The 24,004-nt window shown below is 46.2% G+C and carries 25 protein-coding genes and 1 other annotated feature (1 of these 26 cut by a window edge); of the genes, 15 read left to right on the forward strand and 10 right to left on the reverse strand.

Features of this window, described 5'->3' with window-relative positions; genetic code table 11:
• Positions 1–19: 19 nt before the first annotated feature.
• From hpxZ to HGT73_RS13580, 4 genes are read right to left on the reverse strand one after another with little or no spacing between them, the layout of a single operon-like run.
• Positions 20–403, reverse strand: coding sequence for an oxalurate catabolism protein HpxZ (hpxZ, locus tag HGT73_RS13565; protein ID WP_214215798.1), 384 nt, complete (start codon positions 401–403; stop codon positions 20–22).
• A gap of 10 nt (positions 404–413) precedes the next feature.
• Positions 414–1,799 (reverse strand): AtzE family amidohydrolase, encoded by a 1,386-nt coding sequence (locus HGT73_RS13570; RefSeq protein ID WP_214215826.1) that lies wholly within the window; start codon positions 1,797–1,799, stop codon positions 414–416.
• Positions 1,796–1,981 carry an oxalurate catabolism protein HpxX gene (hpxX, locus tag HGT73_RS13575; RefSeq protein ID WP_214215799.1) on the reverse strand — a complete coding sequence of 62 codons (186 nt, stop codon included), beginning with the start codon at positions 1,979–1,981 and terminating at the stop codon, positions 1,796–1,798. The genes HGT73_RS13570 and hpxX overlap by 4 nt, the downstream gene beginning before the upstream one ends.
• A gap of 9 nt (positions 1,982–1,990) precedes the next feature.
• The gene (locus HGT73_RS13580; RefSeq protein ID WP_214215800.1) at positions 1,991–3,577 is read right to left on the reverse strand and encodes a gamma-glutamyltransferase family protein; all 1,587 of its coding nucleotides are present in this window, start codon (positions 3,575–3,577) and stop codon (positions 1,991–1,993) included.
• Positions 3,578–3,699: 122 nt separating this feature from the next.
• Between HGT73_RS13580 and HGT73_RS13585 the strand changes: the two genes are divergently transcribed.
• From HGT73_RS13585 to uraH, 5 genes are all read left to right on the forward strand, one after another.
• Positions 3,700–4,539 (forward strand): MurR/RpiR family transcriptional regulator, encoded by an 840-nt coding sequence (locus tag HGT73_RS13585; protein WP_214215801.1) that lies wholly within the window; start codon positions 3,700–3,702, stop codon positions 4,537–4,539.
• Positions 4,540–4,702: 163 nt separating this feature from the next.
• On the forward strand, positions 4,703–5,947 hold the full coding sequence (locus HGT73_RS13590; RefSeq protein WP_214215802.1) for a pyridoxal-phosphate-dependent aminotransferase family protein: 1,245 nt from the start codon (positions 4,703–4,705) through the stop codon (positions 5,945–5,947).
• Entirely contained in the window at positions 5,940–7,235 is a 1,296-nt protein-coding gene (gene hpxK, locus HGT73_RS13595; protein ID WP_214215803.1) for an allantoate amidohydrolase, read from the forward strand. The genes HGT73_RS13590 and hpxK overlap by 8 nt, the downstream gene beginning before the upstream one ends.
• Positions 7,213–7,710: a 2-oxo-4-hydroxy-4-carboxy-5-ureidoimidazoline decarboxylase gene (uraD, locus tag HGT73_RS13600; RefSeq protein ID WP_214215804.1), complete on the forward strand. Its 498-nt coding sequence runs from the start codon at positions 7,213–7,215 to the stop codon at positions 7,708–7,710. The genes hpxK and uraD overlap by 23 nt, the downstream gene beginning before the upstream one ends.
• Complete coding sequence (uraH, locus tag HGT73_RS13605; protein WP_214215805.1) at positions 7,707–8,042, forward strand: hydroxyisourate hydrolase; 336 nt, start codon at positions 7,707–7,709, stop codon at positions 8,040–8,042. Before uraD ends, uraH begins: the two co-directional genes overlap by 4 nt.
• Here the strand turns inward: uraH and HGT73_RS13610 are convergent.
• Both HGT73_RS13610 and HGT73_RS13615 read right to left on the reverse strand, forming a co-directional pair.
• Entirely contained in the window at positions 8,022–8,807 is a 786-nt protein-coding gene (locus HGT73_RS13610) for an amidohydrolase (RefSeq protein ID WP_214215806.1), read from the reverse strand. The genes uraH and HGT73_RS13610 overlap by 21 nt on opposite strands.
• Positions 8,795–9,955, reverse strand: coding sequence for a pyridoxal phosphate-dependent aminotransferase (locus HGT73_RS13615; RefSeq protein WP_214215807.1), 1,161 nt, complete (start codon positions 9,953–9,955; stop codon positions 8,795–8,797). Before HGT73_RS13615 ends, HGT73_RS13610 begins: the two co-directional genes overlap by 13 nt.
• 233 nt (positions 9,956–10,188) lie before the next feature.
• On the opposite strand from HGT73_RS13615, the gene lpcA reads away from it, so the two are divergent.
• Both lpcA and HGT73_RS13625 read left to right on the forward strand, forming a co-directional pair.
• Positions 10,189–10,776, forward strand: a complete 588-nt coding sequence (gene lpcA / locus HGT73_RS13620) for a D-sedoheptulose 7-phosphate isomerase (RefSeq protein WP_214215808.1) — start codon at positions 10,189–10,191, stop codon at positions 10,774–10,776.
• A gap of 116 nt (positions 10,777–10,892) precedes the next feature.
• The gene (locus HGT73_RS13625; protein WP_214215809.1) at positions 10,893–11,666 is read left to right on the forward strand and encodes a class II glutamine amidotransferase; all 774 of its coding nucleotides are present in this window, start codon (positions 10,893–10,895) and stop codon (positions 11,664–11,666) included.
• On the opposite strand, the gene dpaA is transcribed toward HGT73_RS13625, so the two are convergent.
• Complete coding sequence (gene dpaA, locus HGT73_RS13630; RefSeq protein WP_214215810.1) at positions 11,631–12,404, reverse strand: peptidoglycan meso-diaminopimelic acid protein amidase; 774 nt, start codon at positions 12,402–12,404, stop codon at positions 11,631–11,633. The genes HGT73_RS13625 and dpaA overlap by 36 nt on opposite strands.
• Before the next feature lie 266 nt (positions 12,405–12,670).
• Here dpaA and dinB point away from each other — a divergent pair, with 266 nt between their 5' ends.
• Positions 12,671–13,726, forward strand: coding sequence for a DNA polymerase IV (dinB, locus tag HGT73_RS13635; protein ID WP_214215811.1), 1,056 nt, complete (start codon positions 12,671–12,673; stop codon positions 13,724–13,726).
• On the opposite strand, the gene HGT73_RS13640 is transcribed toward dinB, so the two are convergent.
• Positions 13,705–14,592, reverse strand: a complete 888-nt coding sequence (locus HGT73_RS13640) for an alpha/beta hydrolase (protein WP_214215812.1) — start codon at positions 14,590–14,592, stop codon at positions 13,705–13,707. The genes dinB and HGT73_RS13640 overlap by 22 nt on opposite strands.
• A gap of 58 nt (positions 14,593–14,650) precedes the next feature.
• Positions 14,651–16,108, reverse strand: a complete 1,458-nt coding sequence (gene pepD / locus HGT73_RS13645; RefSeq protein ID WP_214215813.1) for a beta-Ala-His dipeptidase — start codon at positions 16,106–16,108, stop codon at positions 14,651–14,653.
• Positions 16,109–16,339: 231 nt separating this feature from the next.
• Between pepD and gpt the strand changes: the two genes are divergently transcribed.
• From gpt to tyrA, 7 genes are all read left to right on the forward strand, one after another.
• Positions 16,340–16,798 carry a xanthine phosphoribosyltransferase gene (gene gpt / locus HGT73_RS13650; protein WP_214215814.1) on the forward strand — a complete coding sequence of 153 codons (459 nt, stop codon included), beginning with the start codon at positions 16,340–16,342 and terminating at the stop codon, positions 16,796–16,798.
• A 117-nt stretch (positions 16,799–16,915) separates the two neighbouring features.
• Complete coding sequence (gene crl / locus HGT73_RS13655; RefSeq protein WP_214215815.1) at positions 16,916–17,308, forward strand: sigma factor-binding protein Crl; 393 nt, start codon at positions 16,916–16,918, stop codon at positions 17,306–17,308.
• Between the two features lie 118 nt (positions 17,309–17,426).
• Positions 17,427–18,530, forward strand: a complete 1,104-nt coding sequence (gene proB, locus HGT73_RS13660; protein ID WP_214215816.1) for a glutamate 5-kinase — start codon at positions 17,427–17,429, stop codon at positions 18,528–18,530.
• Positions 18,531–18,536: 6 nt separating this feature from the next.
• Complete coding sequence (gene proA / locus HGT73_RS13665; protein ID WP_214215817.1) at positions 18,537–19,793, forward strand: glutamate-5-semialdehyde dehydrogenase; 1,257 nt, start codon at positions 18,537–18,539, stop codon at positions 19,791–19,793.
• Between the two features lie 119 nt (positions 19,794–19,912).
• Complete coding sequence (locus HGT73_RS13670; protein WP_241609472.1) at positions 19,913–20,323, forward strand: RcnB family protein; 411 nt, start codon at positions 19,913–19,915, stop codon at positions 20,321–20,323.
• 208 nt (positions 20,324–20,531) lie between these two features.
• Positions 20,532–21,608, forward strand: a complete 1,077-nt coding sequence (locus HGT73_RS13675; protein ID WP_214215818.1) for a 3-deoxy-7-phosphoheptulonate synthase — start codon at positions 20,532–20,534, stop codon at positions 21,606–21,608.
• Positions 21,609–21,616: 8 nt separating this feature from the next.
• Positions 21,617–22,738, forward strand: coding sequence for a bifunctional chorismate mutase/prephenate dehydrogenase (tyrA, locus tag HGT73_RS13680; RefSeq protein WP_214215819.1), 1,122 nt, complete (start codon positions 21,617–21,619; stop codon positions 22,736–22,738).
• Between the two features lie 42 nt (positions 22,739–22,780).
• Here the strand turns inward: tyrA and pheA are convergent, their stop codons facing one another.
• Positions 22,781–23,938, reverse strand: a complete 1,158-nt coding sequence (gene pheA / locus HGT73_RS13685; RefSeq protein ID WP_214215820.1) for a bifunctional chorismate mutase/prephenate dehydratase — start codon at positions 23,936–23,938, stop codon at positions 22,781–22,783.
• A 28-nt stretch (positions 23,939–23,966) separates the two neighbouring features.
• Positions 23,967–24,004: a sequence feature (Phe leader region), on the reverse strand; it runs 82 nt beyond the window's last position.

Consider the following 24,004-nt stretch of genomic DNA (forward strand, 5'->3'; position numbering starts at 1 on the left):
GGGGACATCCCCCCCTGTTTTAACTCATCAAACTCACGTGGGCAGCAACGATACGCCATCCCTGCGGAAACTTAATCCATGTCTGTTGTTGGCGGCCCACCTTATCAGTAGTCTCGCGCGTAAACTCGGTACTACAGACGGCTATTGTTTCACCGTAGGTGGTAATAACCGTATTTCGTAAACAGCGGTCTAAATTGACAGCGGGACGACTTGCCCGAAACGCTTGGATCTCTTCAATACCATAAAGGTTCTCTCCCGCGCCTAGGCGCACGGTATAGGGGCTATGAAAAAATAACTCATCAAGCACTTCGGTATCATTAGTCGTTAATGCGCGCTCATAGCGTGCAAATTGCAGTTCAACTTCGGCGACAACTGCTGGCTGGTTAATACTTTCTTCTTGCATAACTCACGTCCTAAAATGTATGGTGTAGCGTGATTCCGGCTTGTTCTAATTGCCAAGCGGCTTCTAGAGCCACCGCTTCTTGGTAAGGTGCGGCAATAAGCTGTACACCGATTGATAATCCCTCTTTCGTTCTCACTGGGGCGGTACATACGGGCAATCCGACAAAAGAGATGGGTTGCGCAAGCATCCCCATACTGGCTTTAGTTGGCACTATTTTTCCTTGGATCTCTATTGAGGCTTGTCCGATCGGGGTTGCCGCACAAGGAGTCGCCGGGGCAATGAGGAGATCGACACCTTCAAACAGTGATAGTACTTGGCGGGTAAAATGTTCGCGAAAGCGTTGTGCTTGGATAGACCAACTAGCCGGTAACATGCACCCGGCTAATAAGCGTTCGCGCGAATTAGCTTCAAAACGCTCTGGCATTTCGCGTAACGCATTAAGGTAGTGACTACCTCCCTCGCTTGCGGTAAGAAGGAAGGCGGCGGATCTTGCCAGTTCAGCATCGACTAATTCCACTTCGTGATCGGCGCCTAATGCGTTGGCAACCTGTTTCGTGACGGCTCGGGCTTGGTCATCTGCCCACTGAGAGAAGTACCCCCCGAGCACTGCTACGCGTATGGGTTTTTTATGCTTACCTAACTGTTCTGAGACTCTGTTGACCGGGTGGTTAGACTGAAAACGATCATAGGCGTCGTGTCCTTGTAGTTGGTCATACACTAGCGCCAGATCTTCGACGTGACGTGCTAAAGGTCCAATATGATCAAGACTAGCAACAAAGGGGTGGCTCCCCCGACGTGAAAGACGGCCAAAGGTTGGTTTTAATCCAAATACCCCGCATAGGGAGGAGGGAACACGGATAGAACCGTTGGTATCGGTGCCCAGTGAGAAATGGGTTAATCCTGCTGCTACGGCTGCAGCGGACCCCCCCGATGAACCGCCAGCGATACGGGTGGTATCTAGCGGATTATGACAGGCGCCATAGTGGCTATTTTCTGTGGTAAAGCCATAAGCGTAAGCATCCATATTTAACATACCGGTTAGGATGGCACCGGATTTATCCAGTTGTTGTATCGCCCAAGCATCTTCAGATGCCGCTGGGCGCTGACTAAAGAGTTCAGCCCCTGCTAAGGTTATCTCGTCTTTGACATCAAACAGATTTTTTACAGCGTAAGGGATAGCAGCAAGTGGACCAAAAGAGTCTCCAGCATTGCGCTGTTTATCTAATTTTTCAGCACAATTTCGTGCTCTTGAAGCGGTAATAGTTGTCCAAGCATTGAGTGCTGGATTCTTAGCATCAATAGCAGCGAGATAATAGTCGGTAATTTCTACCGCGCTTACCCGTTTTGTAACCCACTGTTGATGGAGGGCGCTTAGGGTTAATGAAGCATAATTCATAGTTTCCATACCCCGCCGATCTCCTGACGTTCATCAAGTGGGTAGGCCATCAAAGGCGCTGCAATTTCTGCGATACGATCCAATTGTAAGGCTAATTCAGTACGCCTTGCTTCATCGAGTTCCAGATTGAGTAATAAACTCATTTGTTCAATATAACTTGGCCAATCAATAGTTTTGTTCATCGTTTTTCCTTAATAACCGGCAGCACTACCGTTGCTGCGAGGATCACTGGCCCCCTCAACAAAGCCATTAGGATGGCGCACAATAGCGCCCGCGTGTCCGGTTGCTTCACTCCACGCATCTAATCTTTCTGTAAGGTGTCCCAACGCACGTAATCCTTGATAGGTTTCTTCGCTAAAACGCGCTTCGAGTTTCAATGAATCGGAGGCATTTCCCCATGTTCTACCGAGTAACCAGCGAGGAGCACTAATCGCCTCTTGTAAGGAGAAGTGCTGTTGAACATAGCGAGTGAAAAGCGTGGCTTGTGTTTGTGGCTGCCCATCTCCTCCCATTGAACCATAGACCAATGTTCGGCCATCATGCAGTTTTGCGGCAGCAGGGTTGAGGGTATGGAATGGGTATTTTTTAGGGGCTAAGCACCGTGGATGTCCTGGTTGCAGGCTAAAAGCGGCACCTCGGTTTTGCCATATAATGCCTGTCTCGGGAATAACGACACCACTTCCAAATTCATGGTAAATACTTTGAATAAAAGAGACAGAGTAACCGGCTTTATCCGTGACGCCCATCCATACGGTATCGCCCGGCAATAATGGCTCTCCCCACGGTGCAGCTTGTTCGGTATTAAGCTGTTGGCTCAGTTGGTCGAGATAAGGTGCGCTCAGTAGTTGCTGAAGATCGATTGAAACGTCCCGAGGGTCCGTTACATATTGGTCTCGTAGTGAAAAAGCTAATTTTGTTGCTTCAACAATACGGTGAATGGTTTGTATTTCGTCGCAGGCTGAAATGTCCAAGCGATCAAGAATACCGAGCATAGCCAGTGAGACTACCCCTTGAGTTGGAGGGGCAAGATTATAGATCGATCCGCAAGAGTGTTTGATGCTAAGAGGTGTTTTAAATTGGGCATGATGCTCAGCAAGATCTGAGCCGGTAATCGGCATCCCTAATGTTTCCATTCCTGCCGTGATTTTTTCACCCAAAGGCCCACGGTAAAAACTCTCTAATCCGTCTTTCACTAAAGCGCGTAAGCTTATAGCTAGGTCGGGCTGACGTAAACAGTCCCCGGCGGAAGGGACTTGATGATCAGGAAGATATATATCGCTAAACCCGGGGAGATCTACCAGTTCACTGGCCTTATTTTTCGTTGCCGCCGCTTGCGAAGCGGTAACGGGAATACCTGATTCGGCGTATTGAATGGCATCGGCCAAAAGCGTGGAGAGCGGAAGAGAATGGGAGAAGTGCTCGTTTGCATATTCTAAAGCACGTTGCCAGCCACTGACGGTTCCCGCAACGGTTAATGCTGCTTGTGGACCCCGAAAGGGAATAGTTGCCATCGCTTGATAACGTTCTAATGTGGCTAATGAACCTGCCGCGCCACTGGCATCAATGGCAATGGGTTCGCCTTCTGGGGGAACAATTAGCCAAAATCCATCTCCTCCTAACCCATTCATATGAGGATAAACGACCGCAATTGTGGCCGCGGCAGCGACCATCGCCTCAATCGCATTACCTCCCTGGCGTAAAATTGCTAAGGCGCTATGACTCGCTAAGTGATGTGGTGTGACCACCATTCCATTTGGAGCTACATTGCTGTGTCTCATTATTGCCTATCCGCGTGATGCAAAGTGATTGGCTAAGCAAATTTTGTACCGAGATGAAAAAAAAATTTCAGAGTGGTCTAAATCCTGCTTAATACAGTGAAATGTTTGTTACAGGAGTAGACATGACCCCTTTAAACCAGCGATTAGCTAGCCATTATGAGAGTTTGACCCCACAAGAGAAGCGTGTAGCCGATTTTGTTGTCGACCATTTTGATGATTTGATCAGTTATAACAGTGCTGAGTTAGCAAGGGTCAGCGGTGTCTCTAAAGCCACGGTCAGTCGATTGTTTAAACGGCTTGGTTACGAAAAGTATAAGGATATGTATGAAGAGTTACGCTTGCTCCGTCAAAGTGGGATGCCCTTAACTGAACCACGAGATATCGTACATGGGGATACCCTACTTGCACGACACTATAAGCAGGAGATGGCAAATCTACTGGCTTGGACAACCCAACTGGGGGCTGATGATTTTTCGGCGGCGATTACGGCTATGAGTCAGGCACGGCAAATCGGCATTATTGGTTATCGTAACGCTTATCCGGTGGCCTTACACCTGCGTTCGCAGTTAATTCAAGTGCGTTCACGGGTCAGTTTATTTCCTACTCCCGGCCAAACCCTTTCTGAAGAATTAGTGGATTATGGGGCTGAGGATATTGTGATTGTTATTGCCTTTCGTCGGCGACCAGCGGTGATCAAGAAACTGTTACAACAACTTCAACGACAAGCGGTTCCCGTTATTACCCTGTCAGAGCCACAAGCATTGAGTATTCAAGGTCTCGCTACTTGGCAATTTTCCACCCCCTTGGAGAGTGTATCGGCGTTTGATTGCTACAGTGCAGCAATGAGTTTTGTCACCTTAATTGCCAATTCATTACTTCACTCAACGCTCGAGTCAGGACGCCAGCGGATACATAAGATTGCGGAGAGCTATTTACATCTTGAAGAACTTGAGCAGCGATAATGGGGCGTCATTACGGTGCATCGCATTATCTTGGTGCGTATTTAAAGAAGAGACAATTTTCTGATGTCAGCGCCGAGCGTTAATTTAGCGGGATACCGTCTGGCACAATAGTTGCAGTGTCTAAATATAAGAATTTTTAGTTTCAATCACCAAGGACTCGACAATGGATATTTCTACTTTCTCTCAAATTAATCCACCTCCGCGTTTACTGATGGGCCCAGGTCCAATTAATGCCGATCCTCGTGTGTTACGTGCTATGTCGAGCCAATTGGTTGGACAATATGATCCGGCGATGACTGACTATATGAATCAAGTCATGGCGTTATACCGCGGTGTCTTTAACACCCAGAATACTTGGACATTACTGATTGATGGGACTTCTCGTGCGGGTATTGAATCCATTTTAGTGTCGACTATTCGTCCCGGAGATAAAGTTCTGGTACCGGTTTTTGGACGCTTTGGTCATTTACTTTGTGAAGTTGCTCGCCGCTGCCGTGCTGAAGTTCATACTATTGAAGTCCCTTGGGGAGAAGTGTTTTCTGCCGATCAGATTGAAGATGCCATTAAGAAAGTAAAACCACGTTTATTACTCACGGTGCAAGGGGATACCTCTACCACTATGTTGCAGCCGCTGGCACAGTTGGGTGAAATTTGTCATCGTCATGGTGTGTTGCTTTATACCGATGCTACAGCATCTTTAGCTGGGAATAGATTAGACACAGATGCATGGGGGATTGATGCAGTTTCTGCCGGAATGCAAAAATGTTTATGTGGTCCTTCTGGTACTTCGCCTATCACATTAAGCGATCGGATTGTTGACGTGATCCGCAAACGTAAATGTATTGAAGAGGGGATCCGTACAGCTCAACATCAGCAAGGTGATGAGGAAATGATCTACTCGAATTATTTCGATCTCGGGATGATCCTCGATTATTGGGGGCCGGAGCGACTCAATCACCATACTGAGGCAACCAGTGCTTTATATGGTGCGTATGAAGCGGCACGGCTGATCCTAGAAGAAGGCTTAGAGGCGGGAATTGCTCGTCATAAACTCCATGGTGATGCCATGCTAAAAGGCGTGCAAGCGATGGGGCTCGAGTTATTCGGGGATATCAAAAACAAGATGAACAACGTTCTGGGCGTCTATATTCCCCAAGGCGTAGTGGGTGATGAAATACGCCACCTAATGCTCCATGATTTTGGTATTGAAATTGGGACTTCATTTGGTCCATTACACGGTAAGGTCTGGCGTATTGGTACTATGGGTTATAACGCGCGTAAAAGCTGTGTTATGCAGACTCTCAGTGCTTTAGAAGCGGTGCTAAACCATGTCGGCTTTACCACAGTCCAAGGTGCGGGATTGCAAGCGGCCTGGGATCATTATCAAGCGGCAGGTACTCATGCATAATCTTATTCCACACGCAATGGCGGCAAGCGCTGCGCAACGAGTCATGCAGCGTTGTGATCATCTTGCCAGCTTCAGTGAGACTGAGGGGGAACTGACTAGGGTTTACCTTTCAGAGCAGCATTTTCAAGCCAATCGTCAAGTTCAGCAATGGATGGAAGAGGCTGGAATGTCGGTATGGCAGGATGAGGTGGGAAACATTTGTGGCCGTTATGAAGCGGCGACAGAAGGGGCCCCTGCGATTTTGTTAGGATCGCATCTTGATTCGGTGCGTAATGCGGGCCGTTATGACGGCCCACTGGGTGTTTTAACCGCGATTGAAGTCGTCAGTTGGCTGCATCAACATCATCATCGACTGGCGAATGCGATAGAAATCGTTGGTTTTGCAGATGAAGAAGGCACACGCTTTGGTATTACTCTGCTTGGAAGCAAAGGGATTACCGGGCAGTGGCCGGATGATTGGCTAGAAAAAACGGATCATCGCTCAATCAGCGTGCGTGATGCAATGATTGCGCAAAGCTTAAACCCGTTAATGGTGCATCAAGCGGCGCGATCGCCGGAATCAATTGCAGCTTATTTAGAACTCCATATCGAACAAGGGCCATGCCTAGAAGCGGCCGACTTACCGTTAGGCGTCGTTACGGCTATTAATGGTGCGCATCGCTTAAATTGTCAGTTTATCGGCCTTGCGGGTCATGCTGGTACAGTACCAATGTCTCAACGACAAGATGCTTTGGCTGCCGCTGCACACTGGATGGTCGCTATTGAAAAAGAGACTGCAGCCGCTGGTGGGGGATTGGTGGCGACGGTTGGGCAAATCAGTTGTTCTCCCGGCGCAGTTAATGTGATCCCTGGTAGCGTAGCACTAAGTTTGGATATTCGCGGACCTGAAGATGGGCCATTGCGTGATCTTTTAGCACAATTATTGGCAAAAGCAGAGCAGATCGCGGCTGAGCGAGGGATCACCTTTAACGCAGAGGAGTTTTATCATATTCCAGCTACAGCGTGTGATAAGCGACTACGTGATGCATGTACTCAGGCGGTTACCGCGGTACAAGGTAGTGCTCCTCAGCTATCGAGCGGAGCAGGTCATGATGCTATTGCGATAGCGGCGAAATGGCCAGTTGGGATGATTTTCGTGCGTTGTGAAAAAGGGATTAGCCATCATCCTGCAGAAGCGGTAACAGCGAGTGATGTTGCTGCGGGGATTCAAGCGTTCACGCAAGCAGTACAGTTAACCGCAGCACCCGACACGGAAATAAAATCTTATGCTCTCTCTCAAGCAGTTTAATGACAGTGATGAAACTAGCGCACTACAGGCGATTGCCCATTGTGTTGCGATAGAAGCATGGCAACAACAACTCGTTGCCCGTCGACCTTTTCGTGATATTGAAGAATTACAGTCAATAGCACTGAGCTTAACCGATGGGTGGGATGAAGAGGCATTGAACTCTGCACTAAAAGCGCACCCTCGTATCGGCGAAAAACCGGTCGGTGAGACCTCTGAAGCTCAGGCATCACGACAGGAGCAGGCCGCTGTCCAAGATGCGGATCAGCAGAGCAAAGAGGCTATTCGACGGGGTAACCAACAGTATGAGCAGCGTTTTCAGCGTGTATTTTTGATAAGAGCCAAAGGGCGTTCACCCCATGATATTCTTACCGCATTAGAGCAGCGGTTACACCTGAGCGATGCAGAGGAGCTTGTTGTGACCTTACAGCAGCTACGTGAAATTACGCTATTACGTTTACAAGAGGCCATTCAATGAGCACGATCACGACCCACATCCTGGATACCGCATTAGGCAAGCCTGCGAGTAACGTAACCATTACCCTTGAGCAACTAATAAACGATGGATGGCAACAAACAGCAACGGGGAAAACAGATAACGATGGTCGGTTAAAAACCCTGACTCCAGAGCCGATTGTGCCTGGTCACTATCGGCTGACAGCGGAGATTGGTGAGTATTTTGCACAGAGTAATCGCCCATCATTATATTTAACGGCACAGATTGATTTTGTGATTACTCATACCGGCGAGCATTTTCACCTGCCTTATTTAATTACCCCGAACTCTTGGTCAACCTATCGGGGAAGTTAACGTAAAGCTATCAGCATCTTGCCATGCGGGAAACGCATGGCGGTACGCTGTAACGCATTGTAGGTCTATTTTTGCAGACAGAATAACGGCTTGTTCGGCTGCACCGTTCACAATTACCTCGCCTTGCGGTGAAATAATTTGGCTATCACCCCGGTAGCTTAATCCATTATCGTCACTACCCACTCGGTTGCAGCCAATGACCCAACTTTGGTTTTCAATTGCCCTTGCTAATAACAAGGCCTGCCAGTGATGAGCCCTGGCAGCAGGCCAACTCGCAACGTAAAGGATAAGGTCATAGTCATTGCCACTATTGCGCGAAAATACCGGGAAACGTAGGTCATAGCAGATTTGTGGCAAAATACGCCATTCCCGCCAAGTAATAATTTGTCTGCTGTCACCGGACTGGTAGTAATGATGTTCATTAGCCATCCGAAATAGGTGACGCTTATCGTAGTAGTGAATGTCTCCTTCGGGGGTAACGAAGTAAAAACGATTTACCGCCGCGTTCTCCAGCGCTATTGCGGCACTGCCACACACAGCGGCTTGGTGGAGGGTCGCTTGCTCTAGCAACCAATCGATCACCCGCCTTTCGCTAAGAGAGTTAGTAGCGGCTTGCATGGCAAAGCCCGTTGTAAACATTTCGGGTAAGACAATAAGATCACTAGTGGGTGCTTGAGCAATCTTTTCAGCAAAATGGCGAAGATTCGCTTCGCCATCCATCCAGATAATTGGCTGCTGTAATACACTGACGCTTAGAGTTGACATAATTTCTCCGCTGCCGCCCGTAAGGTGGCTTCCTCCTTAGCAAAACAAACTCGAATCAGGTGATGCGGGAAGGTTTCTTTGCAGAATACGGAGAGGGGAATTGCGGCCACACCTATCTTTTCTGTTAAATAAATACAAAAATCAACATCATTCATTGTTGAGATTGCCGAGTAGTCGAGCAGGAGAAAATAGGTACCTTGACAGGGGAGGAGGGTAAAGCGGCTCGATTGTAGCGCGTTGATAAAAAAATCGCGGCGTTGCTGATAGAAACTGGGGAGTTCCTGATCGTGTTCTGGAACCTGATTCAGCATATCAGCAATAGCAAGTTGAGAGGGGGTGTGCACGGAAAAAGTGAGATACTGGTGAATTTTCCGAATTTCTGTGGTCAATGCCGGAGGGGCAACACAATACCCCACTTTCCATCCCGTCATGTGATAGGTTTTCCCGAAAGAGGAAACGGCAATACCTCTAGCACGCAGTTCAGGATGTTGTAAGAGGCTATAATGCCCAGCTTGCTCAAAGCAGATATGTTCATAAACTTCATCACTGAGCACCAATATTGGTTTATCGGCAATGGCTTGCCATAAAGCCTCAAAGTCTTTTTTCTGCCAAACGCTAGCCGTAGGGTTGTGTGGCGTATTGAGGATCACTAAGCGGGTTTTATCGGTGATGAGTGCTGAGAATTCTGACCAGTTGGGCGAGAAGTCAGGAGGTGTTAGGCGTACATGCTTCATTGTTCCACCCGCGAGCTCAACAGCTGGGGCGTAGCTGTCATAGCTTGGCTCAAAGCAGATGACTTCGTCACCTGCTCTAACCAGCGCGGTAATCACAGAAAATAAGGCTTCGGTTGCTCCTGCCGTCACGGTAATTTCAGTTTCAGGATCGACATGGCTATTGTAGCAACGGTTAATTTTTTTACTAATTGCTTCGCGAAGCGCGGGAATGCCTGACATTGGTGCATATTGGTTAGCCCCTTGCTGAACATGGTAAGCTAAGCGTTGCTGCAGATATTCCGGGCCACTAAAATCGGGAAAGCCTTGTGAAAGATTAATCGCACCCACTTTCTGGGCGAGGGCGCTCATCGTAGTAAAAATAGTGGTTCCTAACGTTGGGAGCTTACTCTCTAAAACCAGTGTAGATTCAGTCATTCGTCGCCTCTATACCATCTTAAGAACATATGTTCACCACTATAAACATGGCTTAAGTATTTGGCAATGTAGACGTTTGGATGTCTAAATATATTTTTTTCATTTATCTTTTAGTGAATTTGGGAGCGCTGGCACAAAGAAACATGACTTAATCTTTGCTGTCATATTGCACTGAAAAACGAATGGGCTACACTTGGCACCTGTATTTTTGCGTATTCCACAAGGGATTTAATATGTACCAAGATCTTATCCGAGATGAGTTGAATGAGGCAGCCAAAACCCTCGAACAATTCCTCAGCCAAGACGCCAACCTTCATGCAATCCAGCAAGCCGCTGTGCTACTCGCTACAAGTTTTAAACAGGGTGGAAAGGTATTGTCTTGTGGTAATGGCGGTTCTCATTGTGATGCGATGCATTTTGCAGAAGAGCTCACTGGACGCTATCGCGAAGATCGGCCTGGTTATCCGGCTATTGCTATCTCAGATGTGAGTCATTTATCTTGTGTCAGCAATGATTTTGGTTATGAGTATGTTTTTTCAAGGTTTATTGAAGCAGTCGGCCAATCAGGTGATGTGCTACTCGGTATTTCTACTTCAGGCAACTCCGCAAATATTATTCGTGCGGTCAGTGCTGCTCGCCTCAAGGGAATGAAAGTAATTACCTTAACGGGTAAGGACGGGGGCAAAATGGCAGGTACTGCTGATGTTGAAATTCGTGTGCCGCATTTTGGCTATGCGGATCGTATTCAAGAAATTCATATTAAAATTATTCACATCTTGATTTTGTTAATTGAGAAAGAGATGCAGCGGATTTCAGAATAGCTGTTTTTGTTATTTCTGAAGAGCGCTTTACCCAGTTGCAGCATGACGCAGAGCATGTTATTGATTGATAGGTATCGGCGTTAAGTGACTGATACTCTGTTATCGAGGTTATCTGCATGTGTGAGCTGCTTGGGATGAGCGCAAATGTCCCTACTGATATTTGTTTTAGTTTTTCAGGATTAGTCCAGCGTGGTGGCGGGACTGGCCCCCATAAAGATGGTTGGGGGATCACTTTTTATGAGGGAAAAGGGTGTCGTACGTTCAAAGATCCTTTGCCGAGCTTTGAATCGCCTATTGCCCGTTTGGTTCAAGAATATCCTATCAAATCTCATTCGGTTATTGCTCATATTCGCCAAGCCAATCGCGGTAAAGTCGCACTCGAGAACACGCACCCTTTTACCCGTGAGCTTTGGGGACGTCATTGGACCTATGCTCATAATGGACAGCTTAAGGGATATCGATCGCTCAATACCGGGCAGTATCGTCCTGTGGGGGAAACCGATAGCGAACGAGCTTTCTGTTGGATTTTACACAATCTCTCTCAGCGCTTCCCAAATACTCCTAAAAATTGGACACCTGTTTTCCGGTATATCGCTGAGCTTGCTGATGAGCTCAGAGCGCTTGGCGTCTTTAATATGCTTCTCTCAGATGGCCGTTATTTGATGGCTTATTGTTCTACACATCTGCACTGGATTACGCGTCGTGCACCTTTTGGCAAGGCGACTTTAATTGATCAAGACGTTGAAGTCGATTTTCTTCAGCAGACAACGGCAAATGATGTGGTGACTGTCGTGGCAACACAGCCGCTGACCGGTAATGAAACCTGGCATAAAATTATGCCAGGTGAGTGGAAGCTATTCTGTTTGGGTGAAGGCCAGAAACGTTTTTGATGCGCTTGGTGACGTTGCTCGGAAAAGATTATCTTTTGGGGCAACCGTTCCATTGCTTTGACCATTAACGATATATTGATTATTCGTCACTATTACCGTTGGGGGAAGTTTGTATTTCTCGAAATAATCATAGCCCGGTTTGAGTTGTTTCCAGAAATTGATGTACTGTGACCCCGCATAAAGACGCATGTTGTCATCCGTCATTCGGAACGGATAGATGTTCACCTCAATTTGGGATTGTCCGTTATGGAAGGCGGCGGTGACATAGTTGAAAATCTGCGCTATGCCGCTATTAGTCATCGCATAACAACCAATAGAAACACAGTCACCATGAATCATCAGGTAGTTTCCATGATAGCCATTGTCTCGGTCATATTGATTAGGAAAACCGAGGTTAATCGCTCGATAATAGTGGCTATCTGGATGTAGCTGCGAAGCACCGATGGTGTAGAAGCCTTCTGGGCTTTTAAAATCCCCTTCCGTACGCTTAGGGCCAAGGCCACCTGAAAATTTACAAATAGAAAAACGGTCGAGTAAGCGGAATTGATTGCCTACTTTTGCGTAAAGTTCGAGTACTCGCTCTGACTTAAATATTTGAATAAATACCGGCGAGCCGAGAAGCTCGGTTTTTAGCTGGTTACTAACTGGAGCTTGTAGAGCATTCGAGAGTGGAACAACATTTTCTGAAAACGCGCTACAGGAAAACAATATCGCAAAAACAAGTGCGAAAATACGCATGCTAGGTGTACCTTGATGACAATCATGAGGACGGTCTGCAAGGCAGTTAGACGGCGCTTGCAGTAGATCGGTTTACCCGCGCAACATTATCACTGTTCTCGGTTTAATCAAGCCTTCATAGGGCTTTTTTTTGCTAAAAAAAATGAGAAAATATTGTTAACATTCGACTCGATATATTTTTCGTCATTGATAGCAAGAAAATCTGAAACTTGCATTCTGAACTGGTTATTTATACAGTGCATGGATATTGGTTCAGGAGAGTATCGATGCGAAAAATTATTCATGTTGATATGGATTGTTTTTATGCAGCAGTTGAGATGCGAGACAATCCTGCTTTACGAGATATACCGATTGCGATTGGCGGAAGTCGAGAGCGGCGGGGCGTTATTAGTACAGCCAATTATCCCGCGCGTCGCTATGGTGTCAAAAGTGCAATGCCTACCGCGACTGCGCTTAAACTATGTCCGCAGCTCATTTTACTGCCAGGTCGATTTGATGCCTATAAGCAGGTCTCGGCGCAGATCCAGCTTATATTTAAACGTTATACGCTAAAAGTTGAACCACTCTCTCTTGATGAGGCTTACCTTGATGTCACGGAATGCCAACGATGCAAGGGGTCAGCCACACTGATTGCTGAAGAGATTCGTCGTACGATTTTCGATGAAACAGGCCTAACGGCCTCGGCCGGGGTTGCTCCGATCAAGTTTCTAGCCAAGATAGCCTCGGAAATCAATAAGCCTGATGGAATATATGTTATCCCGCCACATCGGGTTGATTCTTTTTTACAGACATTACCTCTTACTAACATCCCAGGTGTCGGTGAAGTCTCCTCGCGAAAATTAGCCGATCTTGGTTTGTACACCTGTGCGGATGTTCAAAAAATAGAATTAAGTTTTTTATTAAAAAAATTTGGTAAGTTTGGTCGTAGCTTATGGGAACGAAGTCAGGGTATCGATAGCCGGGAGGTCGATGGCGATCGGCAACGTAAATCTATCGGCGTCGAAACCACCTTAGAACAAGACATAGTTCACTGGTCGCAGTGTCTGGTGGTGATAGAAAAACTCTATCAGGAACTAGAACGTCGGCTGCAACAAGTCCGTTCTGATCGGCGTATTGCACGCCAGGGTGTGAAATTTAAGTTTTCTGATTTTCAACAGACGACACAGGAACATATGTGGTCTGAATTAACTAAACAAGATTTTATCGACACGGCTCTGCAGCTTTGGGAACAGCGTCGCCGTGGACGCTCAGTGAGGTTAATTGGATTACATATTCACTTAGTCGACCCGCATGCTGAACGTCAACTTCCTTTGGCTCTATGAGCCGAGAGTTGGTTGAGCCAGGATAAATAATGCTTCGGCCATGCCGATTCGGCAGTACCTACTCGCCCTAAACCAAAACCATGCCCGCCTGTTTTATACCGAATCAAGGTTATTGGTACATGATGCTGTTTAGCAGCAGTAAGCAGAAGCTGGCCATTAATCGGTGGAGCAATCGGATCATCATCACTTTCAATGACGAAAAGTGGCGGTGAACAGTCATTAATATAATGCTGTACTGACCATTTTTTTTCTTCTTGCAGATTAGCTAGAGGGCCAACGAGTACTCGATGCGTTGCACTATGGTTGTAAGGCGCCTCTACCGTCACGATCGGATAAATCAATGCCATTCCCTCAAGCCGAGGCTTGTTTTCAGTTATAGGTGAGGCGATAAGTGTACGATTGATGGCTAAAGCTAATAAATGAGCTCCCGCGGAGTAGCCGAGTACCGAAAGATGGGGATTCGTTGGCATAATAATTTTTAAGGCTTGATGAACGTCATCGATTGCGACATTTTTACCTTCAGGCCAGTGTTCATTTGGGAGACGATAGGTGAGAACGTAAACGCGAAAGCCATGCTGAGCCAGTAAATGCGCAGTAGGGATCGCTTCCTTATTTTGCTCTATTCTTCTGTATCCGCCTCCTGCGGCAATCAATACTGTCTTGCCATTAAAGTGTTCTGGTGTATAGAGAGTTAAAAAGGGGGCATTAACGCCTATCACTGAACCATGTCTATTGTATAAGGCTACCGGTCCTGGACGAACGTTATCACTTGTTGCAGGCCAGAGTAAGTGAGTATTAGGAAGTGCTTGGCTTGATAATGGCAAAAAGCTAATTAAGGCAAACGACAGAGCACGGCGAGAGATCATAGATTACCTCGGTATATCTTGCAGTGAAGCTAGGCGCTAAGGCGCCTAGCTTTTGGCCTTATTTTGTCGGAATGGCTTTTAACAATGCCGTTAATAACTGCCAATAGAGCGCTACGCTACCAATATGAACTTGTTCATCGGGTGAGTGAGGGCCGGTAATGGTGGGTCCAATAGATACCATATCTAAATGGGGATAAGGTTTGCGGAATAGTCCGCATTCAAGACCAGCATGAATTACCTGAATAGAGGGTTTTTTTCCAAATAATTTAAGATAGATTTCTCTCGTCAACCCCATAATTGCGGAGTTGGCATCGGGTTGCCATCCAGGGTAGCTACCAGAGGCTTCGGTTTTGGCTCCCGCTAGTGCCCCAAGTGAATGAAGCATTGAAACTACGTACGCTTTACCGCTATCAATCAATGAACGAATCAAGCAAAAAATCTTTGCCTGTTCATCTTCGAGCACCACGATACCGATGTTTAATGAGGTTTCAACGACCCCTTGTGCCACATCAGAATTACGTATAACACCGTTAGGCGTTACGTTAAGAAGGTTTATAAAACGGTCGCGACTATCTGCTGTTAGCGCTAGGCCTGAATACGCAGCAGGTTTTGCCTCTAAGGTCACTTGTTTATCTTTCGGTGCGACCTCATTTTGTAAAATAGACAAATAATCGCCCAGCACTTGTTGCAGTAAGGCTTCTTTTTCGTGAGAAACGGCGACTATCGCGCTGGCTTCACGTGGAATAGCATTACGTAAGTTGCCACCTTTAAAATCAAGTAGACTCAGTTCAAGCTGCGTGCCATATTCTGCGAAGAAACGGGCCAGTAATTTTGTTGCATTACCTAAACCTAGATGAATATCGGCGCCAGAGTGTCCGCCTCGTAATCCTTTTATACTGATTTCGTAGGTATGAGCGTTTGCCGGTATAGCTTCGCGCTGAATGGGTAATTCTGATAAGAAATCAATTCCGCCCGCGCAGCCCATGTAGACTTCGCCTTCTTCTTCCGAATCGGTATTGATAAGAATTTCAGCCTGTAGCCAGTTAGGTTGTAACCCGAAAGCACCTTCCATACCGGCTTCTTCCGTCATGGTCAGTAAAACTTCGAGTGGACCATGTTCGACGCTCTCATCGGCCAACACTGCAAGGGCCGAGGCCATACCGATACCGTTATCGGCTCCCAGTGTGGTTCCCCGTGCTTTAAGCCATTCACCATCTACCCAAGGTTGAATCGGATCACGCGCAAAATCATGCTCAGTCGCATTATTCTTTTGTGGAACCATGTCTAGGTGAGCTTGTAATGCAACGGGTTTACGATTTTCCATACCCGGTGTGGCGGGTTTACGGATCAAAATATTTCCGGTTGTATCTCGTTCGCACCATAGCTGTTGTGATGAAGCCCAGTTAACAATAAAGGTCGCTAAGGCCTCTTCATGGTAAGAAGGGTGTGGAATAGAACAGATTTTCGCAAAGAAATCCCATAAAGGTTGTGGGGATAATTGAGACAGTTCAGACACAATGAGTCTCCTATGACAGTAAAAGGCGAAGTACTATTTTCTGCCGTTTAGCGGCGTTCAGTGGTCGTGAAAGCATACCATTGTTCGCTATCCAGCAGTGATTTAACCCTAAAAAAAGTCAAACTCCGCGTCAGCCCTAGTTTTTATCTAATCTTATCCTTATAATCACGCGCAAACTTTTTTCGTTTGTCCATTCACCAGACCAATCTGATTGGTCGGAGCCTGATTATTATGAGTCAAAAATACGTAGTTACTTGGGATATGTTGCAAATCCACGCCCGCCAGTTGGCTGAGAAATTACTGCCAGTTGAACAGTGGAAAGGCATCATTGCAGTGAGCCGTGGCGGTTTAGTACCGGCTGCATTACTGGCGCGTGAACTGGGTATCCGCCATGTTGACACTGTATGTATCTCAAGTTATGACCATGATCATCAACGTGAAATGAAAATTTTGAAGCGCGCTGAAGGTGATGGCGAAGGGTTTATTGTTATCGATGATCTCGTGGATACAGGGGGTACAGCGAAAGTTGTCCGTGATATGTACCACAAAGCGCGCTTCGTCACTATTTTTGCTAAGCCTGCAGGCCGTCCATTAGTCGATGATTACGTCGTCGACATCCCGCAAGACACGTGGATTGAACAACCTTGGGATATGGGAATTACCTTTATTCCACCATTAGTTAAGAATTGATTTGAAAAAAACAGCAGCACCACTTATTGGTGCTGTTTTTTTTATCATTTTCATTTCAATGATAAGTCTGCTAAAAATGAAGTCCATAACCAATTTCGGTGATAGGGGTGTAGTCAGATGGTATTGCCAGGAGGCCACTTCAGAGGCCGTTATATCGTAAAGTTTAATGAGTTAGGGCCTTACTTACGTGAGGATCAATGCCACGGTCAACGATTTTTCTTTGATTGCTTGGCCGTTTGTACCAATATCAAACCTGCACCTGAAAAAAGAGAGTTTTGGGGCTGGTGGCTCGTTTTGGATGCTCAAGAAACACACTTTGATTATCGCTTCGATTTTGGTCTTTACGATAAGTCCGGCCAATGGGTACCTGTAGAAATCAAGCGCGATGCGGACAGACATGAAGCGGAAGCCAGTTTACAAAAGTTCTTCCCAAGGCTTGAAGCATTAATGAACGAGTTAAATGCACCTCTTATTCCTGCGAGTGATTTTGAACCCTCTTTGACGTTTTAATCAGCGAAGTTTGCCACTTTATTTATTAAGTTGTGTGATGGACAAGGATAGCTATTGGCAAGCTCTAGCTGTCCTGATACAACAGTAAACTTATTTAAATTTCTAGGTGGCAAGTAATATGCGTGGCAGTCAGACCTTAGTGGTCAAATTAGGAACCAGTGTCCTTACTGGCGGTTCTCGTCAATTGAATCGTGCAAGAATGGTTGAGATAGTGCGCCAATGCGCTCAAGCGATGGCCGCAGGCCACCGTATTGTTGTCGTGACTTCGGGTGCTATCGCTGCAGGCCGTGAGCATCTTAATTACCCTGAACTGCCCCCCACCATTGCGTCCAAGCAATTACTTGCTGCAGTGGGTCAATGTCGATTGATCCAGTTGTGGGAACAGCTATTTGCTATTTATGGTATCCACATTGGGCAAATGCTGATCACCCGTGCTGATATGGAAGATAGAGAACGTTTCCTTAATGCTCGTGATATGTTGCATGCGCTATTGGAGCAACGTATTGTTCCTGTGATCAATGAAAATGATGCCGTGGCTACGGCAGAAATTAAAGTGGGCGATAACGATAACCTCTCGGCATTAGCTGCTATTCTCTCCGATGCTGACAAACTCTTACTTTTGACTGATCAACAAGGGCTCTTTACCGCAGATCCTCGCCATGACCCAAATGCTACGCTCATTAGCGACGTCTACCAGATTGATGATGCTTTAAAAATGATGGCCGGCGGCAGTGTATCGGGATTAGGTACGGGAGGAATGGCGACAAAACTACAGGCTGCAGAAGTCGCGTGTCGTGCCGGTATCGATGTGATTATCGCACCCGGCGATCAACCAATTGTTATTAATAAACTGTTGGAAGGTGAGAAAATGGGCACATTATTTCATGCTCAAGAGCATCGCCTTGAAAGTCGGAAACATTGGATTTTTGGCGCACCGCCAGCAGGATCCGCGATCATTGATGCCGGGGCATTGACTGCATTACTTGAGCGAGGAAGCTCATTACTACCAAAGGGCATTACCGAGGTGATTGGTAATTTCTCTCGCGGAGAAGTCATTGCCATCCGTGACGATCAAGGTAATGATATTGCCCACGGCGTTTCACGTTACAACAGTGATGCGTTACGGATGATTGCCGGGAAGCATAGCCAAACAATCAGTGAAATTTTAGGCTATGAGTATGGTGCTGTTGCCGTACATCGTGATGATATGATCGTAGGATAATTCAAAATGAATCTAGAACTTATGGGGCAGAAAGCGAAAGCGGCTGCTTACCAACTCGCCTCATTGACGGCACAGCAAAAAAATCAGTTGTTGATGGCTATTGCCGATAAATTGGATGAAAAAGCGGCTGATATTTTACAGGCAAATCAGTTAGATGTCGCTGATGCTCTTGAACAGCAACTGTCCGCTGCCTTAATCGATCGCCTGACACTTACCGTTGAGCGTTTGGCTGATATTGCGAACGATGTACGTAAAGTCTGCCAACTGAGTGATCCTATTGGTCAAGTCGTTGACGGCGGTCAGCTGGATAGCGGACTGAAGATAGAACGCCGTCGTGTACCATTAGGGGTTGTCGCGATTATTTATGAAGCCCGCCCTAATGTGACTATTGATGTGGCAACATTGTGCTTAAAAACCGGCAATGCGGCGATTCTGCGGGGTGGAAAAGAAACTTTCCGTACCAATGCACAAACCGTTAGTGTGATTCAGCAAGCATTGGTACAGCAAGGATTGCCAATTGAGGCAGTGCAAGCAATAGAGGATCCAGACCGTCAGTGGGTGAGTCAATTATTAAAACTCGATAAGTATGTGGATATGCTAATTCCTCGGGGTGGTGCGGGATTACATAAACTTTGTCGTGAACAGTCCACCATTCCGGTTATTACGGGGGGGATTGGCGTTTGTCATCTTTATATTGATGAGATGATGAACACAGAACAGGCGATTAATGTCGTGGTGAATGCAAAAAAACAGCGTCCGAGTGCTTGTAATTCACTCGAAACACTTTTAATTCACCAAGCACAGCTTACGGCCTTTTTACCTGATTTTATCGCACGTATGGAGCAAGAGGGGATCACTCTGCATGTTGACTCGGCGCTATTATCTCATCCAGCTTTCTCAGGGAGGGAGTACGCACCAGTCACTGACGCTGCTTATCGTGATGAATGGCTATCCCTCGACCTTAACGTCAAAGCTGTAGAGAGTCTCGTTGAAGCGGTTGAACATATTCGTGAATACGGCACCCAGCATTCTGATGGTATTTTGACTGAAAATTATCACCATGCCCAAGTATTTGTCGATCAGGTTGATTCTGCTGCCGTCTATGTCAATGCCAGTACACGTTTCACCGATGGTGGGCAATTTGGGTTAGGTGCTGAAGTGGCGGTCAGTACCCAAAAGTTGCACGCTAGAGGTCCAATGGGACTCGAAGCGTTAACCACCTATAAGTGGATTTGTTGGGGACAAAATACCTTACGCGATTAAGGAAGGGTCTGATAATACGGCTGGCAAAGCGGTATTACGATCAATCAAGATTAATCTTGATGGTTACCGATAACGTTTTACGCATAATTCCTTTCTCTTTTTAGTGGGTATGAGAAGCTATGTGTAAAAAATCTCAAGTGTTTGCATTGATTGTATTGGCCCTTACTCCGATGAGCATGGTTTACGCCCATGATTATCATGACCAACCTGGTGGACCCGGTTTTCCAGGCCCTCCAGGCCCTCACTGGCAAGAGCATCATCAGTGGCGGGGCGATGATCGAGGTTTCGATCGTCGCCCACCCCCTCATCATTATCAAGGGCAACCTGACTTCGTCTATGGTGGCCATCATTTCAGGCCTGGTGGACGTTACCCGCAGCGCTATTATCAAGACCGTTATTGGGTTAATGATTGGCATGGATGTGGACTAGGAGCTCCTCCTCCTGGGCATCGTTGGGCAAATATTGATGGTAATTATGTCTTAATTGCTGTTGCAACCGGCGTCATAACCTCGCTGATTCTTAATCATTAATAATTACCCGAGATGATCTCGGGTTTTTAATTGTCATTCCCTTTTTTTGTAATTATTAATTTACAGATTAAGGTTATTAAGAGAGTAATTCACTATTATGTAAATTAAAATTTACGGTATATTCTGGAATGGATTGTATTGTTTACTCTTTGTGTTATTGTATGGCTATTGGTCGTCACGACCCCCTAATTTTAATCTAGGTAATGTCATGCAAAAAGATGCCTTAAACGATATTCATATCACGGATGAAACGGTAATGATCACACCTGCCGAACTCAAAAAGATGTTTCCATTAACGGTCTCCCAACAACAGCAAATTAAAGCATCCCGTCAAACGATTGCTAATATTATTGCGGGTAAAGACCCTCGTTTATTGGTAGTTTGTGGCCCTTGCTCTATTCATGATCCGCAAGCGGCTTTAGAGTACGCGGCTCGCTATAAAGCCTTAGCGGAAGAAGTGAGTGACTCGCTCTATTTAGTTATGCGTGTCTATTTTGAAAAACCGCGCACGACAGTAGGTTGGAAAGGATTAATTAATGATCCGCATATGGATGGCTCTTTCGATATTGAACAGGGATTAAAAGTCGCACGTCAATTGCTCGTTGATTTAGTATCCATGGGCATTCCCCTTGCGACCGAAGCGCTAGATCCTAATTCACCTCAATTTTTAGGTGATCTATTCAGTTGGTCAGCAATTGGTGCAAGGACAACCGAGTCTCAAACCCACCGTGAAATGGCATCCGGCCTTTCTATGCCAGTCGGTTTTAAAAATGGTACGGATGGCAGTTTAGGAACGGCAATCAATGCGATGCGCGCAGCATCCATGCCTCATCGTTTTGTGGGAATCAATCAGCAAGGCCAAGTATGTTTACTCCAGACACAAGGTAATGCTGATGGTCATGTTATCTTACGCGGTGGCAAATTACCCAACTACCACCCTGAAGATATCGCGCAGTGTGAGTCTGAAATGATCAAAGCTGGCCTTCGCCCTTCGTTGATGATCGATTGTAGCCACGGTAACTCGAATAAAGATTATCGCCGCCAAACTGTGGTAGCAGAAAGTGTACTTGAGCAGCTACAAGCGGGTAATCGCTCAATTACGGGAATTATGCTAGAAAGTCACTTATTTGAAGGTAGCCAATCCTCGGATCTGCCGCGCTGCGATATGCAATACGGTGTATCAGTGACAGATGCCTGTATCAATTGGCCGACGACAGAGCAATTATTAAAGAAACTTGCTTATGCGATGAATGATATTATGGCGTCAAGTACAGTGGAAGGGTAAAAAGATCAATGGTTGCAGAACTAAATGCACTGCGTGATAAAATCGACGAAACAGATAAAGCATTGCTGGCTTTACTTGCACAACGGATGAAACTCGTTGCCGAGGTGGGAGAGGTAAAGAGCCAGCATGGTCTCCCTATTTATGTGCCAGAGCGTGAAGCCTCAATGCTGGCCTCTCGACGGGTTGAAGCGGAAGCCGCTGGGTTACCTGGAGATTTAATTGAAGATATCCTGCGCCGTGTTATGCGAGAGTCTTACACGAGTGAGAATGAAAAGGGATTTAAGACGCTGAATCCAACTCTGCGGCCTATTGTGATTGTTGGTGGCAAAGGCAAAATGGGGCGCTTATTCGAGCGCATGTTACTACTTTCTGGTTATCAAGTCCGTATTCTTGATAAAGAGGAGTGGCAAGATGCCGCTTCACTCGTCAGCGATGCCGGAATGGTCATTATCAGCGTACCTATTCATCTTACAGAACAAGTTATTCGACAGCTGCCTCCATTACCTGAAGACTGCATTTTGGTCGACTTATGTTCAGTTAAGAAAGCACCATTAGAGGCGATGATGGCGGTACATAGCGGTCCGGTACTGGGATTACATCCGATGTTCGGTCCTGATAGCGGCAGTTTAGCGAAACAGGTCGTGGTATGGTGTGATGGCCGTTATCCTGAAGCATACCAATGGTTTTTACAACAAATCGCGGTGTGGGGAGCTCGCTTACAGGCTGTGAGTGCAGATGAGCATGATAATAATATGGCTTTTATTCAGGCACTTAGACATTTTGCAACCTTCGCTTACGGATTACATCTCTCAGAAGAGAATGTTGATCTTAAACAGCTACTAGCCTTATCTTCTCCTATTTACCGACTAGAGTTAGCAATGGTTGGACGATTATTCGCACAAGATCCCCAATTGTATGCTGATATTATTATGTCATCACCGAATAATATTGCGCTGATTAAACGATATTATACACGATTTGGTGAAGCGCTTGAGCAGCTAGAACGTGGAGATAAAGCATCGTTTATCAACAGTTTTTCAGCTGTACAAACGTGGTTCGGTGACTATGCCGGTACTTTTATGGCAGAAAGTCGCTCTCTGCTTCGTTCCGCGAACGATAACCGTAAGTAGCCAAAGAAACATTAGCACCACTCTACCAAGTGGTGCTTTTTACTAAGCGATTACAGCCGCGACCGTTTCACTCGGATAGCATCCTAATACTTTTAAGTATCGAGTAAGTTCAGTTAATTGTTGCAGGGCTGCTTGCATTGCAGGCTCATTGCTATTCGCTTGCACATCAATGTAGAACATCTCTTCCCAAGGGTTGCCATGAATGGGTCGAGACTCTAATTTAGTCATCACAATGTCATGCTGCCTTAAAATCAGCAATGCATCGACTAATGCACCAGCTTGTTGACCTGTAGCCATCAACAGTGTTGTTTTCGCAGGAACTTGTTTGGAAACTTGTATTGGTTTACGAGCCAAGATAATAAAGCGTGTGATGTTTTGCGATTGATTTGCCAATTGCCGATCAATGGCTTGGAGTTGATAGAGTTGCCCACCAGCTTCGCTACCTAGCGCAGCTATAGCCGGATCATTTAAGCTGGCAACCATTTCCATTGCTGCCGCAGTACTCTCAGTATACTTAATTTGCCAGTGAGGATAGTGGTTGAGGTAATGGCTGCATTGTTGGAAAGGTTGAGGATGGCTATAAACAGTAGTTATGGCGGAAAGGGAAGTCTCTTGTGAAACCAGTAGGCAGTGGTTGATGGGTAATGTCATTTCGCCAACGATGTATAATCCGGTATTTTGCAGAAGATCATAAACATCGTTGATTGAGCCTGAGCTCGTATTTTCCAGCGGTAATACCGCATATTCCGCTAACCCCTTTTCTACTTGATCAACAATATCTTGGAATTTACTACATCCTACCTCGATCATTTGTTCAAAGTGACGGGAAGCATAGCTGCGCGCCGCAAGATGTGAATATGAGCCTTTGGGCCCTAAAAAAGCTACGCGTACAGCGTGTTGTTGAGAGTCATTGAGTGCTTTTTGGAGTAGGGCTTGTTGAATAAGCACTGAATCTTCAATAACTAATTGAAAAAGACGAGTGATGTAGTGGCTATCGAGAGAGAGCGTCTTACCCTGTTCAATCAGTTTTTCGATAAGTTGTTTTTCACGAGTCACATCTCTTACCGGACGCTGGGTTTCTAGCTTGTAATTGCCAACGGCGATAGCCAGTTCGCGGCGCTTCGCCAGTAGGGTAAGCAAGCGGCTATCTATATCACTGATATCGTGTCGCAGTTTGTCAAGCGAAGCATATGGTTGCATGTCCTATCCTTTTCTTTTTTATTTTTTCAAAAAAAAAGCCTCCCAGAGGGAGGCCTTTTGTTCGTC

The sequence above is a fragment of the Rosenbergiella australiborealis genome (genome assembly GCF_018494035.1).
Taxonomy (GTDB): Bacteria; Pseudomonadota; Gammaproteobacteria; order Enterobacterales; family Enterobacteriaceae; genus Rosenbergiella; species Rosenbergiella australiborealis.